We start from the raw sequence: 17,314 nt of genomic DNA, 5'->3' as shown, positions 1-17,314 counted from the left end.
AAAAGAGAGGGGATGCCCCCTCTCCTCCGCCTTCATCCTTAATCGAAAGTTCAAGGCGTTCCAGCCGTAATCGAACCTGCGTTGTACGTCCACGTTCCCGTGGAGAAAAAGTAGTTGCTGCCATAGTTGCTGTCCCAGTTGCCGTTACCGTCATTGAAGCAAGCTTCCAACTGCGTCAACGAACCGATATTGATCGTAATCTTGTTGTAGCCGGATACCTCCGACGTCGACATCGCTACGCCCGGCGTCGTCGTCCAGGCATTGTTCGCTTGGCGGTAGTGGATGTAAGGCGTGCTGAAGCCCCGCTTGTAGTAGATCGTAACCGTGTTGCCTACCGACGGATTAGTCGTCACCGACAGCGCTGAGCTTGCCGCTGAGACGTTGCCTGCGGCATCGCGTGCTTTAACCGTGAACGAATAGGCCGTGTTACCGCTCAAGCCCGTCGCCGTATAGCTCGTCGTTGTTGAAGTGCCTATCTTCGTTGTTCCCTGATAGATGTCGTAGCCCGTAACGCCTACATTGTCCGTGGACGCGGTCCAGCTCAGACTGACTGTCGTATCCGTCTTCGCTGTCGATGTCAGGTTCGTCGGAGCCGTTGGCGCTTGGCTGTCCGGCGCTCCGCTTACGATTGTACCCGCATTGTACGTCGACGTGCCTACCGGGAAGAAATAATTATTGCCGTTGTTGCTGTCCCATGTGCCGCTTCCGTTGTTGAAGCACGCCTCCAACTGCGTCGCCGTTCCAATATTAATCGTGATTTTATTGTAGCCTGACACTTCCGAAGCTGGCATCGCTACGCCAGGCACCGTCGTCCAAGAGCCTCCAGCCGGACGATAGTGGATATAAGGTGTGCTATACCCTTGCTTGTAATACACCGTTACCGTGTTGCCGCTGTCCGTCGTGACGCTGAGAGCGCTGCTCGCTGCCGAGAACAGCCCTTCCGTATCGAACGCTTTAACCGTGAAGGAGTAAGCAGTCGATGAAGATAGCCCCGTTGCAGTGTAGCTCGTACTCGTCGTCGTTCCAACCTTGGCGCCGTCCCGGTAAATCGTGTAGCCTGCTACATTGAAGTTATCGGTCGATGCTCCCCATGAAAGGCTGACGCTTGTGCTCGTCTTGGACGTATAGGCCAAGCCTGCCGGAACCGTTGGAGGGACGATGTCATAATCTCTAAGCTCCGGCAGACGGCTCTGGTATTCATTCCATAGCGTGGTGACGTCGACGCCCGTAATTTGCTCTATCGCGCTCGGCGTCCAGTCCACCCCGTCGAACGGATTCAAGCTGGCGTTCAATTCGCGAAGGAACCCGGGATGACGGTGCTCATCCACCCAGCGGAAGAAATTGGCCGTATTTCCGTAACCGTCCTGCCAGGTGCCTCCCGTCGGATAAGAATACCGGTCGTAGATGCCCGCCTTATAGGTCATAGCGGAAGCCATTCCCTCGATCATATACCCAATCTGTCCGTATCTTTGATCGTCATACTGGTAGACATGCGTCAGCTCATGGTACAAAACCGCGAACAATTCTTCCCGAAGCGGCTTCCCGGAATTGTTCGTATAGTCTCTCATGTAGCCTGCGCCGAACGCGACGAGCGCTTCGGAGCCTGTGCCGGAAGTGCCCGCTACCCCCGAATCGACCACGGTAACCTTGACCTTCCGAGGACCGCGCAGCATCTCGCCCGGATTGTCATACAACTGGGCGCACACTTCCCTGATGATCGCTTGAATATTTTCCACCGGATGCGGGATCGCTTGCTCGAATAAGTAGCCGTAGCCGATCGTGTCCTGCACCTGGAACTCGACGATTGGATTCACCTCGTGCCACATATCCTCCTGATAGGACAGATCGATATCCGATAATTGCAAGATGCTGGCTCCGTTACTCTGAAAATCGAATTGATAATACCGATAAGCGGTTGTATTGTTCAACACAAGGAAGTGATTCCTCTGGTGGCGATACAAGAAGGTCACGTTGCTCTGGCTGTCGATCGTCGTCCAGGTGCTTCCGTCGTTCGAGCCTTTGAGCGTCCAGCTCTTCGGATCTCGCTCCGGCGCGTCGTTGCCTGAAATAAGTGCGTACCCGTCCAGCGTAATGGCTTGACCATAATCCAGTCTAACCCAGCCGGTTGCCGAAAAGGTCAGCCATTTCGTCCGGCTGTTATCGTCCGTTAAATTACCCTTTCCTTCGTTCGGAGTATTCTCCCCGCTTACCGTCACCGTAGGTTGAATAGCTGAATACGTGCGGGTCGAGCCGTCGAACAGCTTGATCTCCGCAACTTGCAGCGCACCTCCGCTGTGATTTTCGAAATCGAAGCGGTAATGCTTGTACGATGTCGCGTTCGTAAATTCATACGTGCGAGTATCGAACCGGCGGCTGAAGTTTTCATTGGTGCGGGTATCAAGCAATGTCCAGTTCGTTCCGTCATTGGAACCTTTCAGCGTCCAATTTTTCGGGTCCCGCTCCGAGTAATCGTTTGCCGAAGTCAGAGTATAACTATTGATGGCATACGCGGCGGCTCCCGGGAAATGATACTCAATCCAAGCCGTGCTGCTGTTCACCAGCCATTTGGCATACAAATTGTTGTCGAATGCGTTCTCCTTCACTTCCCCGGCGATCGCATACTCCCCGCTAGCCGTAACCGTTCCTCCCGTTGCCCGATTCAACGGATAAGCTGTCGGAGTCCCCGAGGCCTCGGCCTTCGGAAGAGCTCCTCCCCACGTTCCCGTTAATAAGATGACCGCCATGACGACGACAATCCACCTTGCGATACTTGCTCTCCCTCTCGGCAAGGCGCCCTTCTCTCCTGTTTCTCTCCACTCCATTCCTTATTCAACTCCTCTAACCTAATTAGTGCAAACGATTGCGCGTTTGCCTAGCTTCAGCGTATCACGTCCAGAACTAGAAAAAAATTGAATATTATCATGTTTTCCTTTGTTTTTGGCATAAGATTTTCTATTTTTGAGAAAAAGAGACGGGCTTGCCGCCTTGCGCAAGTCCGTCTCCCATTCCGCCTGCTGAAAACTTAAGGAGTTCCTGCCGTAATGCTGCCGGCATTGAACGTCCATGTTCCTACCCCGAAGAAATAGTTCGCTCCATATTGGCTGTCCCAATTGCCGTTGCCGTCATTAAAGCACGCTTCAAGTTGGGTCAACGAGCCGATATTGATCGTAATTTTGTTGTAACCCGATACTTCCGATGCCGACATAGCCACTCCTGGTTCGGATGTCCAGGTATTGTTCGCTTGACGATAATGGATATATGGCGTGTTGAAGCCCTTCTTATAGTAAATCGTTACCGTATTTCCGGTCCAAGGATTAGTCGTGACCGACAAGGCGGACGATGCCGCGGATACGTTGCCGGCCGCGTCGTACGCTTTAACCGTGAACGAATATGCCGTATTCGCGCTAAGTCCTGTCGCGGTGTAGCTTGTGCTCGTCGAGGTTCCGATTTTCGTCCCATTACGGTAGATTTCATAGCCGGTAACGGCTACGTTATCCGTCGAAGCCGTCCACGTGAGGCTAACGCTCGTATCGGTCTTCGCCGTCGAAGCGAGTCCCGCAGGGGTGCTTGGAGCTTGGCTGTCCGGAGCGCCGCTGACGATCGTACCCGCATTGAACGTCCACGTGCCTACCCCGAAGAAATAGTTCGCCCCGTTATTGTTGTCCCACGTTCCGCTGCCGTTGTTGAAGCACGCTTCAAGCTGGGTCGCGCTGCCAATATTGATCGTGATTTTGTTGTAGCCTGTCGCTTCCGAAGCCGGTATCGCTACTCCGGGTACCGTCGTCCATGTGCCTCCGGCAGGACGATAATGAATGTAAGGCGTACTGAAACCCTTCTTGTAATATACGGTTACCGTATTGCCGGTTATCGGATTTGTCGTTACCGACAATGCGACGCTGGCCGCAGAGATATTGCCGGCCGCATCGTACGCTTTGACCGTGAACGAATAGCTGGTATTGGCACTCAACCCCGTCGCCGTATAGCTTGTCCCCGTCGAAGTTCCGATTTTCGTACCGTCGCGATAAATGTCATAGCCGGTAACGGCCACATTGTCCGTCGAAGCCGTCCACGCGAGGCTGACGCTGGAGTCGGTCTTCGCCGTGCTGGCAAGACCGGTTGGAACGGTCGGAGCTTGAGTGTCCGGAGTCGGAGCTCCCGACGTAATCGTGCCGTTATAAAAAGTCCACACGCCTAACTGGAAGATGTAGTTGGACCCATTATTGTTGTCCCACGTCCCGCTTCCGTTATTGAAGCAAGCTTCCAATTGGGATGCCGTCCCGATGTTAATTGAGAACTTGTAATAACCCGGCACCTCCGATACGGCCATCGGTAGTCCCGGTACCGCCGTCCACGTGCCGCCGGCAGGACGATAATGAATATTCGGCGCGTTAAAGCCCGGTTTGTAATAAATCGTGACAATGTGGGACGGATTCGTCGTGATCAGCAACGGAGCGCTTGCGCCGGACAAGTTGCCCGCCGCGTCATACGCCTTCACGGTGAACGAATAAGCTGTGCTCCCCGTAAGGCCCGTCGCCGTATAACTCAGGCTTGACGTCGTTCCAATCTTCACGTTGTCGCGATATACCTCGTAGCCGGTTACTCCGAGATTGTCGCTGGCAGCCGACCATTTTAGAGAAACCTGCGTGTCGCTTTTATCCGTCGATACGAGTCCTGTCGGAACGGAAGGCGACTGAGTATCCGGATAATCTTCGGTAATCAGCCCGGAGACGAAGGTGGATACGCCCGGAGCGAACGAATACAGCCTTCCGGAATTGTCATCCACATTGCCGTTGCCGTCATGGAAATACGCGGCTATGCTGCTTAGCTCTATTCCTTTTGGAATGACCGCTTTGCTGTAGCCCGGAAATTCGGAAGGCACCAGTGCAAGATCCATCCATGGATCGCTGTAATAGATTTTGTATTTCACGTATGGTGTCGAAAAGCCTTGTTTATAATAGATAATGACGCTGTCAGTCGCTGCGGTGGTCACCGTAACAGCGTTGCTGTCTACGGATTCGTTGCCCGCCTTGTCTATCATCCTCACCGTATACGTATAAGTGGTACTGCCATTTAGCCAAGCGTCCTTATAGGAGGTTTTGGTTGTCGTTGTATAGAGGTTGCCGTTGCGGTAAATAACGTAATGATCGAAATCGGTGTCCGTCGTTGCGTTCCAAGTTAATCCGACAGTGCTCATTGTGGAGTAGGTTGAGCTTAGTGAGGTAGGAGCAGTCGCGGTATAATCGCCATAGACGTTCACCGTCATGCTGTTGGAGCTCGTTTGAGGAACATTCACGTTAATGCCTGTGTATTGATCGATATAATATCCTGTGTAACGATTGCTGTTCGGAACGGTATTCGGCGTGAAATCCGTCGCATTGCCGGAGTAGAAATACGGATTGTATTCCGATACTTCTTCCAAATCGACCAATCGCCTCAAATCGTCATAGTTGCCCGATTGATTTTGATCGATGTGCCAGATGGCGATGCCGCCGTGCATGTTCAGACTGCGATCATACCCTTCATATTGGCGATTCTCCAGAAGAAAATATTGCTTAGGGTCCGACGTTGGGATCTTGACGACGTTGTAAGCGTTCGTGCTGATCGATTTCAACGTATAAGCGGTGCTCGTATTCGTCTTGGCCAGAGTCGGCGTAACGTATTCGAGCATTGTTTTGCTCCATGCATCGAAGTGTACGGGAGTCGTTCCCGCGTACTCTCCGCTCAGAGCGCCCCAGCTTCCGTAGCTCATTACGCTGTGGATGCCGATTCCGCTCGAAGAAGAGTCCGTATCGTACAAGTCCGGCACTCCGAGCGAATGGCCCAGCTCGTGAACGAGAATGCCTATTGTCGCCATATGATCGCCGTGGCGCTCACCTTGCTGTGTATAATTACCTCCGTGATTGGAATCGAACACCTTCTTGCCGTCGATCGTAGGCGCATCGCTGCTGCCCAAGCCCGAGAAATGCCCCCAGACCGTCGGCGTATAAGCGCTGCTGTAAGAGGTCTCGTACCCGGCTAAAATCGTAACGATTCTAAGCTCATCGTTCTGAATGTAGCCGTCTCCGTCCGTATCATAGCTAGCTATATTAATATAAGGATCCGCCGCTATTATCGCTTCTTTCGCTATATTGCCTCCCGTTTCGTGCGGATGATTCAATTGAACCCTAACGATACCGTCATTGGCGGTTCCCTTCGTTTCGGTTGCCGGGACGAAATCAAGCTGACCGTGGGATACTTCCCGGTAATAGTCCCTCACGCTCCTGCTCGACGTATCGAAAAATCGATTATTCCACTGGCTGTCCGAATAAATAAAGTTAATATTAGTAAATTCGACCAGCAACACGAGGATTTTTTGAGTGCCTTTGGTTTCCTGGCCCGCGATATTCTCGAATAAGCCTCCGTTCGCGGGAGCTGCAGGCCCGCTATTCTCCAACAAGCCGCCGCTTCTAGCAGCATTTGAAGACTCCAGCACCTCAGGGTTTTCCTCGAAGAACTCATTCAGCTCTTCGCTGTTCACGACCTCGGTCGGCCGCGGATCGACTCCGTACTTCTCCCCGCTCGACTCCAAATTTCCATTGTTTAATTCTGCATAATTCCAGTACTTGTCTTCATCCTTCACGATGATTTCATCTTGCGTCGTTACAGCCCAGTTCAAATTCTCGTCACCTTGAAGCCTCGCTTGAAACGTTTGACCGGATGGCTGGGTAAACGGCTGTAAATCCGGTCTTGCAGGAGAAGCCGAAGCCAAACCACCAATGCACAAGCCTGCCAGGAACAAAAATACGACCATGCAGTAAGACCTGTAATGCGATTTCCTCATCCTCTTCCACTCCTTTTTTATCTATATGCGCAAACGTTTGCACTTGCGCTTGTTCATAGAATAACACAGGATAAATTAGAAAAATATTGCTTTCTGAAAATTTTCATACATTTTTTCATTAACTTTTTTGTATGTATCTGTTGAAACGCACAAAAAATAGCGGATCGACACGTAGATTGTACGTGTCGCCGCTTGTCGCTTGTATCCTCGCCCCTAAGTAGCTATCGGCTGCCTATTCTCTCGCGATCCCATGAAATCCACGCTCCCAAGTAGCTGTGGACTACCTAAGCTCACACGAATCCCACGTACCCGCGCTCCGGAGTAGTTGACGACCACCTATTCCCGCATGCCACCCATGTATCCGCGTTTCAAAGTAGCTGTGGACACCTTTAACTCTCGCGCGAGTTAAATCCCGTGCTTATTTTGTTATGCACATGTGCATAACAAAATAAGTTATTCGCAAAGGTTTTGTTTCTTTGTCGAATAATCTCACAAATTATCAACAATATCTTGTGCTGTGCACATCTTCTACCCACAAGTTATTGAAATTGTGGATAACACCTTCAAATTCGTTGTGTTAAGCGGGTTTCTCTGCTATGATAAGTCGTATCTTAAGCCGTGGATTTCATCATTTTCCCCGCTTTTTATCAACAGCCTGTGTATAACCTTGTGAACAAATCCCCCTTCCTTTGGACAACCCTACTAAGAATTCAGGGAATTGTGTGGATAACTTGTCGAAATCGTGCATTTTCGACGTTTCCGCGCTTTTTTTGTCCGCCGAGCGGGTTAAAGGAGTGAAGTTGTCGTGGACAGCCGCCATAACGAGATCTGGCAACAGGTCTTGTCGGTGATCCAAACCAAACTCAGCAAACCAAGCTTCGATACGTGGTTCAAGTCGACGAAAGCTTCCTTTCTAAGCGACGATGTCGTTGTCGTGACGGCCCCTACCACCTTCGCAGCCGAATGGCTGGAGACGAGATATACGAAATTGGTCGAATCTACCTTGTCCGAATATATTGGAAGGCATGTAGAAGCGAAATTCGCCATTGAAGAAGCTCGCGGCGCCGAACCGCCGGCTCCTCCGCAGCAAGTGCAAGTTCGTCAGCCGGTAACGGACGACACGATTATCCACATGCTTAATCCGAAATATACGTTCGATACGTTCGTTATCGGTGCGGGCAACCGGTTCGCGCACGCGGCATCGCTCGCAGTAGCGGAAGCTCCGGCCAAGGCGTACAACCCTTTCTTCCTTTATGGAGGAGTGGGACTCGGAAAAACGCACTTAATGCATGCGATCGGCCACTACATCCTGGAACACAACCCTCATATGAAAGTGGTCTATCTCTCGTCCGAGAAGTTCACGAACGAGTTTATTAACGCGATTCGGGACAACCGCGGCGAAAGCTTCCGCAACAAGTATCGCAACATCGACGTTCTGCTGATCGACGACATTCAATTCCTCGCAGGCAAGGAAGGAACGCAAGAGGAATTTTTCCATACTTTCAATGCGCTGCACGAAGAATCGAAACAAATCGTCATCTCTTCCGACCGTCCGCCGAAGGAAATTCCGACGCTGGAAGAGCGGCTCCGCTCCCGGTTCGAATGGGGACTCATCACGGACGTTCAGCCGCCGGATTTGGAGACGAGGATCGCCATTCTTCGCAAGAAAGCCAAGGCCGAGAACCTGGATATTCCGAACGAAGCGATGATGTACATTGCCAATATGATCGATTCCAACATTCGCGAGCTCGAGGGCGCCTTGATTCGGATCGTCGCCTACTCGTCCTTGACCAACCAGGACATCTCGTCCCATCTGGCTGCCGAAGCGCTTAAGGATATATTGCCGACCGGCAGAAACAGGCTTATAACGATACAAGATATTCAGCAGCGCGTCGGGGAATTTTACGGGTTGAAGCTGGAGGATTTCAAGGCGCGCAAGCGTACGAAAGCCGTCGCTTTTCCGCGGCAGATCGCCATGTATCTGTCTCGCGAGCTGACCGACTATTCGCTGCCCAAGATCGGGGACAATTTCGGAGGCCGTGATCATACGACCGTTATTCACGCCCACGAGAAAATCTCGCAGCAGATTAAGGTCGATCAAGATCTGTACAAAATCATCAACAGCCTGACGGAAAAAATCAAAAACTTAACGTAATCGATAACCGTATATATACTGGTTGATAACCAAAACGCCTATGCACAACTCATACACACTGTGGATAGGCGTTCTTTTCGGCTTTTTAGAGGTTATCCACATGTTAACAGCACCTACTACTACGACTTCATTTTTAAACATGCTACAATAAGCTGAAATAGACGAGGTGTCCCGTATCCATGAAGCTGACGATATTACGCAACGAGTTGAACGATGCGATTCAACACGTATCCAAAGCCGTCTCCTCGAGAACGACTATTCCGATTCTGAGCGGCATTAAACTGGAAGCAAGCTTTACCGGCGTAACGTTAACCGCCAGCGATACCGATATTGCCATTCAAAGCTTTATTCCGCTTGAAACGCCGGACAAAACGATAGGCACTGTCGAACGTATGGGTAGCGTCGTGCTTCCAGCCAAATTTTTCGTCGAAATCGTCAAAAAGCTGCCGCACGAGGAAGTTCACATCGATGTTGGCGAGCGTTTTCAAACCTTGATTACGTCGGGTTCTGCCGAAATTCAATTGGTCGGTCTCGATCCGGAAGAGTTCCCCGTGCTTCCAACCATTCAAGAAGACCAAGTTTTCTCCATCCCGGGCGACATTCTTCGCGACATGATTCGCCAGACGGTATTTGCCGTTACGACGAATGAAGCTTCTCCTATATTGACGGGCGTATTGTGGAATTTGCAGGATGGCGTCTTTAAGCTCGTAGCGACCGACCGCCATCGTCTTGCCAGCCGTACCTCGCCTGTGGATACCCAAGAGGTTCGTTTTTCCAATGTCGTTATTTCCGGAAAAACGCTGTCCGAGCTAGCGAAGATCGTTCCGGATCAGAACGTTCTAGTCGATATCGTCGTTGCGGACAATCAGGTGCTGTTCAAACTGGGCAACGTGCTCTTCTTCTCGCGGATGCTGGACGGGACTTATCCCGACACTTCCAAGATTATTCCGCAAAACTTCAAAACAGAACTCGTCCTGAATACGAAATTGCTAAGCGATTCGATAGATCGCGCCTATCTGCTGTCCCGGGAGGAAAAGACGAACATCGTCCGCCTGGCTACGACGGAAAACGGCGGCATCGAAATTTCTTCGAGTTCCTCCGAGCTTGGCCGGGTAAATGAACAACTGGACGTCAAGGAATTCCATGGCGAGCAGATTCGAATCGCTTTCAACTCCAAATATATGCTCGACGTGCTTAAGATCATCGACAGCGAGCAGCTGTTCATCGGTTTTACCGGGGCGATGAGCCCGATTATTATCAAGCCGCGCGATCACGATAACGGCTTGCACCTGATCCTCCCCTATCGAACGACGAATTGAGGCGTACGATCATGAAGAAAATCGCTATTTCAACGGAATATATCACGCTCGGTCAGCTGCTTAAGCTGGCCGATTGTATAGGAACGGGCGGAGAAGCCAAGTTTTTTCTGCAAGAAACGAAGGTGCTCATTAACGGAGAGCCTGACAACAGACGGGGACGCAAAGTCGTTCCCGGAGACCTCGTGGAAGTAGAAGGATTCAGCCCGTTCACCGTTACGACCCGCTGAGAGCTCCGGAAAGGGCGCCAGGACATGCATTTGAAATCATTGGAACTTCAAGGCTATCGGAACTACGATTCCGCCAGTCTTTCGACAGGCTCCGGGGTGAACATCTTCATCGGACCCAACGCTCAAGGAAAGACGAATTTGCTCGAAGCGATTCACGTACTGGCTCTGACCAAATCGCATCGGACGAGCAAAGACCGCGAACTGATCGGATGGAATGGCGATTCTGCCAAGATCCGGGGCGAATTGGAGCGTAAATACGGGAATGTTTCTCTCGAGCTTCAGATTTCATCGCAAGGCAAGAAGGCCAAAGTGAATGGACTTGAGCAGCGCAAGCTGAGCGGCTTCGTCGGAGCGGTCAATGTGGTGTTGTTCGCGCCGGAGGATCTAGACATCGTCAAAGGGTCTCCCGGAGTGCGGCGCCGGTTCATGGACATGGAGATCGGCCAGGTTCACCCCGGTTATTTGCACGATTTGCAGCAATACCAGAAGGTGCTGCAGCAGCGCAACAACTACTTGAAGTCGACCGATGCCTCCAGAGCTTCGCCGGAGCTGCTCGACGTATGGAACGAGCAGCTTGCCACCTATGGTGTTAAAATGATGCAAAAAAGGAAAAACTTTATGTATCACCTGCAAAGGTGGGCGGAAAAAATCCATGCCGGCATTACAGGCGGGACGGAGAAGCTGACGGTGGAATATCAGCCTTCGTTCGGGAGCCCGAATGGAGACGCTTTCCAAGATCATTCTTCTTTATTTGGTCAATTTATGTTAAAGTTAACGCAAGGAAAAGAGCAGGAATTTCGCCGGGGAGCGACCCTTACCGGTCCTCATCGCGACGATCTGACCTTCGCCATCAACGGCAAAGACGTCCAGTCGTTCGGATCCCAGGGGCAGCAGCGAACAGCGGCTCTATCTCTTAAGCTGGCTGAGCTGGAGCTCATGCATGAAGAGATCGGAGAATATCCGCTTCTTCTACTTGACGATGTGTTGTCCGAGCTCGATCAGACTCGTCAGACGCAACTGATCGAGACGTTCCAGAGCCGAGTACAGACGTTCATTACGACGACGGGTCTGGAAAGCGTCAACATGAATCGGTTGAAGGATGCGGCCGTTTTTCACGTGCGTAACGGGGAGCTTCTGAAGTAACGGAGGAGGGGCGCCATGTATATTCATCTCGGCGGGGAAAAGATTATTCGAACGTCCCAGCTCGTGGCTATTTTCGATATATCGATCGAGCAGTCTTCCAAGCTGTCCCGGCAATTCGTGGCGCAAGCCCAGAAGAACCGTGTGGTGGAGACGATCGGAGAAGAAGATCCGAAATCGATCGTCGTGACGGAAGAACGCGTTTATTATTCCCCCATTTCCACGTCCACGCTCAAGAAACGCGCTCATCATTTGGACGGGTAGCAGCAGCTCGGCAACGTTAAGAAGGCGGTGGAAGGTTTGTCCGTGAATTCGCAGCATAACACGTATGACGAAAGTCAGATTCAAGTTTTGGAAGGGCTCGAGGCCGTACGCAAACGTCCCGGGATGTACATCGGTTCCACAAGCGGCAGAGGGCTGCACCATCTCGTATGGGAAGTCGTCGATAACAGCATAGACGAGGCTTTGGCAGGCTATTGCGACAAGATCGATGTTTTCGTTCATGAAGATAACAGCATAACCGTCATTGATAATGGCCGGGGCATCCCGGTCGGTATTCATCCGAAGCTGCAGAAGGCGACGCTAGAAGTCGTTATGACCGTTCTTCATGCAGGCGGCAAGTTCGGCGGAGAGGGCTACAAAGTGTCCGGCGGTCTTCACGGCGTCGGCGTGTCCGTCGTTAATGCGTTGTCCGAGCAGGTTGTCGTGACGGTTAAGCGCGACGGGCATATCTACCAACAGGAATATCGTCGAGGCGCGCCTCAGTACGATGTGAAAGAGATCGGAGAAACGACGGAAACGGGTACTCAGACGAGATTCAAGCCGGATCCGGACATTTTTACCGAAACGACCGTTTATGAATACGACATCTTGATCGGCCGGATCAGGGAGCTTGCGTTCCTGAACAAAGGCATCCGGATAACGATTACCGACGAGAGAAGCGGCGTTAGCGACAGCTTCAAATACGACGGCGGCATTAACGAATTCGTCAAGTATTTGAACCGGAACCGCGAAGCGTTGCACGAGCAGCCGATTTACGTCGAGGGCTCCAAGGATCATATCGCTTGTGAAATCGCCATGCAGTACAATGACGGCTACAGCGAGAATTTGTATTCCTTCGCTAACAACATTAACACCCACGAAGGCGGAACGCATGAATCGGGCTTCAAGAGCGCTTTGACCCGGATCATCAACGATTACGCTCGCAAGATGGGATACGTCAAAGATAACGAATCGAACTTGACCGGCGATGATGCGCGCGAAGGACTGACCGCGATTATTTCCGTGAAAATTCCGGAGCCTCAGTTCGAAGGCCAGACGAAGACGAAGCTCGGCAACAGCGAAGTCCGCGGTATCGTCGAGTCTCTCTTGGCCGAGAAGCTCATGGAGTTCATGGACGAGAATCCGGCCGTGGCTCGCAAGGTAGTCGAGAAATCGCAGCAAGCCGCTCGTGCGCGGGAAGCGGCGAAGAAGGCTCGCGAATTGACTCGCCGCAAGAGCGCTCTCGAAGTCAGCTCTCTGCCGGGCAAGCTGGCCGATTGCTCCTCGAAGGACGCGTCCATCAGCGAATTGTACATCGTCGAAGGGGACTCCGCAGGCGGATCGGCCAAGCAAGGACGGGATCGGCATTTCCAAGCGATTCTTCCTTTGCGGGGAAAAATTTTGAACGTCGAGAAGGCTCGTCTGGACAAAATATTGTCCAATCTCGAAATTCGGGCGATCATTACGGCGCTCGGAACGGGGATTAGCGACGATTTCGATATTACGAAAGCCCGTTATCACAAAATTTGCATCATGACCGATGCCGATGTCGACGGAGCTCATATACGTACGCTCTTGCTGACGTTCTTCTACCGGTACATGCGCAAGCTGATCGAGGAAGGCTACGTCTACATCGCTCAGCCGCCGCTGTTCAAGATCGAGCGCAACAAGGTCATTCGCTACGCCCAGTCCGAGAAGGAGCGCGACGAGATTATCGCTCAATTCGGAGAAGGCGTGAAGTTGAGTATCCAGCGCTACAAAGGTCTCGGAGAGATGAATGCGTCGCAGCTGTGGGAGACGACAATGGATCCGGACAGCCGGACGATGCTGCAAGTGCGGATCGAAGACGCCATGCATGCGGACCTTATTTTCGACACGTTGATGGGCGACAACGTCGAGCCAAGACGCGAGTTTATTCAACAACACGCTAAGATGGTCAAGAACCTGGACGTATAGACAAATTGGGGGGTATCTCTTCTGGAGATACCCCCTGCGGATTAACGGCGCTTTCGCCGGAATCGACCGTATGCGACACAGTAGCTGTAAATACGCTTAAATACGCTTCGGGACGGCAATTTTTTGAAGATGTACGGATCGGGCAACGTGTTGACTTCGAGTATCCATGGCTTTAATTGCTCGTCGATGGCGAAGTCGATTCCGATTTCCTTAATCCTCGGATATCTCTTCTCCAACGATGCAGCCACTTGAACGCTGAGCTTGCGAATCCCGTTGAGATAGGAAGGGAGCACGTGGTCCGGAACATGCGTTGCAAGTAGCCGTTCAATTGGCAGAGGGGTTCCTCCGCTATGATAGTTGGTTACGATTTTGCGAGGATGGCCCAGCCTGCCGATCAACCCCGTCGTTTCCCAGCGATTTGCGGGGTTTTTTTGAACCATGGAGCGCAGATCGAATCGGCGGCCCTTGTGCTTAAGTAGCGGAATTCCTTGCTGGGCTAGGTAGCTTCGTTTGCGCTTCACGGCTACTAGCCGATCGTACATTTCATCGAATGAAAGGAACTCATACTTTTTTTCGCCGGATTGAAAAAAGTATGGTGCCGCTCCTTCCGTTCTCTTTTCCAACCGGATGACGCCCTTGCCGAAAGTGCCTTGTACCGGCTTCACGTAAATCATCTCGAAACGGTCGAGAAGCTCCTTCACGGTTAGGCGGTTAAAGTGGCTTGTGACGGGGACGTATTCGGCTACCGCCGGGTCTTTTAGAAGCGTCTCGGTTTTCGCCCATTTGCTGAGGACGCGCTGGATTCGCATGATGGGTTCATCCAACCTTTCCCTCGACATTATGCTATAATGGAATTATTCGTGCTTTTTAGTTTATGACGGAATATGCCGTGCCGTGTGTCGATTTAACGGCGCTCGTGCGAGTTGAAATTCGTATTTGACGTAGGAGGATCTACATGGCTGAAGAGCAACGCTTCCAAGTCCGCGACCGCGATATAGGGGTCGAGATGCGGGAATCGTTCATGGACTATGCAATGAGCATCATTGTAAGCCGGGCGCTTCCGGACGTGCGCGACGGTCTGAAGCCGGTTCATAGGCGTATTCTATATGCCATGTCCGAGCTTGGAATGGCACCGGACAAGCCGTATAAGAAATCCGCCAGGATCGTCGGCGAAGTAATCGGCAAATACCATCCTCACGGGGATTCATCGATTTATGAAGCCATGGTGCGGATGGCGCAAGACTTCTCGCTTCGTTACATGCTTGTCGACGGTCATGGCAACTTTGGCTCGATCGACGGCGATTTTGCTGCCGCTATGCGATATACCGAAGCGCGGATGTCCAAGATCGCATTGGAGATGCTGCGGGACATCAACAAGGAAACCGTCGATTTTATTCCGAACTACGACGGCGAAGAGCAAGAGCCGTCCGTACTTCCGGCTCGATATCCGAATTTACTTGTTAACGGCAATACCGGTATTGCCGTTGGGATGGCGACGAATATCCCGCCGCATAATTTGCGCGAAGTCATTAACGGCACGCAGGCGCTGATTCGCAACCCGGAATTGACCGCTGCCGATTTGATGGAGTTTATTTCGGGTCCGGATTTTCCGACGGCCGGCCTCATACTCGGTCGCCAAGGAATTCGTCAAGCTTACACGACAGGTCGAGGCTCCGTCACGATGAGAGCCCGCGCCGAGATCGAAGAGGTTGGCGGCAAAGCCCGGATTATCGTTCACGAGCTTCCTTACCAAGTAATCAAAGCCCGGCTTGTCGAGAAGATCGCCGAGCTCGTTCGGGATAAGAAGCTTGAAGGCATTACCGACCTGCGCGATGAATCCGACCGCAACGGAATGCGGGTCGTCATCGAGCTTCGGCGCGATGCCAATCCGAGCGTTGTGCTGAACAATCTATACAAACAAACAGCGATGCAATCCACGTTCGGCGTTAACATGCTTGCGATCGTGAACAAGGAGCCAAAGCTGCTTAACTTGCGCGATGCGTTGTATTACTACATCGAGCATCAGATCGAAGTTATCCGCAGACGGACCGAGTTCGATCTGAAGAAAGCCGAAGCGCGCGCGCATATCCTGCAAGGGTTGCGGATCGCGCTTGATCATCTGGACGAGGTTATCGCCTTGATCCGCGCATCCCAAACCGCTGAAATTGCCCGCGAAGGCTTGATTACCCGATTCGGTCTGTCGCATGATCAAGCGCAAGCCATTCTTGATATGCGGCTTCAGCGTCTGACCGGACTGGAACGCGACAAGATCGAGCAGGAATATGCCGAGTTGATGCAGAAGATCGCCGAATACAAAGCGATTCTCGGAGATGAGGCGCTCGTGCTGGACATCATTTACGACGAGCTCGAAGAGATCAAGCTCAAGTTCGGAGACGAGAGACGTACGGAAATTACGCATAGCGACGAAGAGATTCTGGACGAAGACTTGATACCGCGCGATGACGTCGTTATTACGATGAGCCATTCCGGTTATATCAAGCGTCTTCCGGTTTCGACGTATCGCAGCCAGAAGAGGGGCGGACGGGGCGTAACGGGAATGGGAACGAAGGACGAGGATTTCGTCGAGAACCTATTCATTTCCAATACGCACCATTACTTGTTGTTCTTTACGAACAAAGGCCGCGTGTTCCGTCTGAAGGCTTACGAAATTCCGGATCTTAGCCGTACGGCCAAGGGAACGCCGATCATTAACCTGATTCAGATCGAACAGGGAGAGACGATCAACGCGGTCATTCCGGTCGAAGCGTTCGAGCCGAACAAATACTTGTTCTTCGCTACCCGTAACGGGATTGTGAAGAAAACGCCGCTCGACGATTATTCCAACATCCGAAGAGTCGGTCTGATCGCCATTTCCTTGCGCGAAGACGACGATCTGATCGGAGTTAAGCTGACGGACGGCGAGCAAGAGATCATTATGGGAACGCGTCAAGGGATGTCCATTCGTTTCCCTGAGAAGGATGTCCGCTCGATGGGACGTTCCGCTACGGGCGTCAAGGGCATTCAGCTTGACGATGACGATAACGTTATCGATATGGACGTCGTCGAACCGAACGAGGATGTGCTGATCGTAACCGCCAAAGGCTACGGCAAGCGGACTCCGATGACCGAATACCGCATCCAAACGCGCGGCGGCAAAGGCATTAAGACGTTGAACGTGACGGAGAAGAACGGCGATATCGTCAGCCTGAAGGTCGTTCATGACGATGAGGATTTGATGATTATGACGACCTCCGGAACGCTTATTCGGACAAGCATGTCCGGCATTAACTCGATGGGACGTATCACGCAAGGCGTGAAGCTCATTAATATTCGCGACGAGGATGCCGTGGCAACGGTCACTCGCGCGCCTCGCAGCGAAGACGACGACCAAGACGAATCGGAAGACAGCATCGAAGGAGAGACGGAATAGGAGGGA

At 52.0% G+C, this 17,314-nt stretch carries 10 protein-coding genes; 7 read left to right on the top strand and 3 right to left on the bottom strand.

The window, feature by feature from the left end; all coding sequences use genetic code 11:
- Positions 1 to 50 precede the first annotated feature (50 nt).
- Both D3H35_RS24040 and D3H35_RS24035 read right to left on the bottom strand, forming a co-directional pair.
- The gene (locus D3H35_RS24040; RefSeq protein WP_119151688.1) at positions 51 to 2,822 is read right to left on the bottom strand and encodes a carbohydrate binding domain-containing protein; all 2,772 of its coding nucleotides are present in this window, start codon (positions 2,820 to 2,822) and stop codon (positions 51 to 53) included.
- 200 nt (positions 2,823 to 3,022) lie between these two features.
- The gene (locus tag D3H35_RS24035) at positions 3,023 to 6,820 is read right to left on the bottom strand and encodes a carbohydrate binding domain-containing protein (protein WP_119151687.1); all 3,798 of its coding nucleotides are present in this window, start codon (positions 6,818 to 6,820) and stop codon (positions 3,023 to 3,025) included.
- Positions 6,821 to 7,625: 805 nt separating this feature from the next.
- Between D3H35_RS24035 and dnaA the strand changes: the two genes are divergently transcribed.
- The 6 genes from dnaA to gyrB all read left to right on the top strand — a co-directional run bounded on the left by dnaA (position 7,626) and on the right by gyrB (position 13,878).
- Positions 7,626 to 8,975: a chromosomal replication initiator protein DnaA gene (gene dnaA, locus D3H35_RS24030; RefSeq protein ID WP_119151686.1), complete on the top strand. Its 1,350-nt coding sequence runs from the start codon at positions 7,626 to 7,628 to the stop codon at positions 8,973 to 8,975.
- A 179-nt stretch (positions 8,976 to 9,154) separates the two neighbouring features.
- Positions 9,155 to 10,294 (top strand): DNA polymerase III subunit beta, encoded by a 1,140-nt coding sequence (dnaN, locus tag D3H35_RS24025; RefSeq protein ID WP_119151685.1) that lies wholly within the window; start codon positions 9,155 to 9,157, stop codon positions 10,292 to 10,294.
- Positions 10,295 to 10,305: 11 nt separating this feature from the next.
- A complete protein-coding gene (gene yaaA, locus D3H35_RS24020; protein ID WP_119151684.1) occupies positions 10,306 to 10,521 on the top strand; it encodes a S4 domain-containing protein YaaA in 216 nt (71 codons plus the stop codon).
- 24 nt (positions 10,522 to 10,545) lie between these two features.
- Positions 10,546 to 11,664, top strand: coding sequence for a DNA replication/repair protein RecF (recF, locus tag D3H35_RS24015; RefSeq protein WP_119151683.1), 1,119 nt, complete (start codon positions 10,546 to 10,548; stop codon positions 11,662 to 11,664).
- 15 nt (positions 11,665 to 11,679) lie between these two features.
- Positions 11,680 to 11,925 carry an extracellular matrix regulator RemB gene (remB, locus tag D3H35_RS24010; RefSeq protein ID WP_119151682.1) on the top strand — a complete coding sequence of 82 codons (246 nt, stop codon included), beginning with the start codon at positions 11,680 to 11,682 and terminating at the stop codon, positions 11,923 to 11,925.
- A 36-nt stretch (positions 11,926 to 11,961) separates the two neighbouring features.
- Positions 11,962 to 13,878, top strand: coding sequence for a DNA topoisomerase (ATP-hydrolyzing) subunit B (gene gyrB / locus D3H35_RS24005; RefSeq protein ID WP_119151681.1), 1,917 nt, complete (start codon positions 11,962 to 11,964; stop codon positions 13,876 to 13,878).
- A 41-nt stretch (positions 13,879 to 13,919) separates the two neighbouring features.
- Here the strand turns inward: gyrB and D3H35_RS24000 are convergent, their stop codons facing one another.
- Positions 13,920 to 14,687: a YheC/YheD family protein gene (locus D3H35_RS24000; protein WP_119151680.1), complete on the bottom strand. Its 768-nt coding sequence runs from the start codon at positions 14,685 to 14,687 to the stop codon at positions 13,920 to 13,922.
- 146 nt (positions 14,688 to 14,833) lie between these two features.
- Here D3H35_RS24000 and gyrA point away from each other — a divergent pair, with 146 nt between their 5' ends.
- Positions 14,834 to 17,308 carry a DNA gyrase subunit A gene (gene gyrA / locus D3H35_RS23995; RefSeq protein WP_119149320.1) on the top strand — a complete coding sequence of 825 codons (2,475 nt, stop codon included), beginning with the start codon at positions 14,834 to 14,836 and terminating at the stop codon, positions 17,306 to 17,308.
- Positions 17,309 to 17,314: the final 6 nt, after the last annotated feature.

The sequence above is a fragment of the Cohnella faecalis genome (genome assembly GCF_003570905.1).
Classification (GTDB): domain Bacteria; phylum Bacillota; class Bacilli; order Paenibacillales; family Paenibacillaceae; genus Cohnella; species Cohnella faecalis.
Note: the sequence above shows the minus strand (reverse complement) of the source record. Positions and strands in the feature narration are given on the sequence as shown.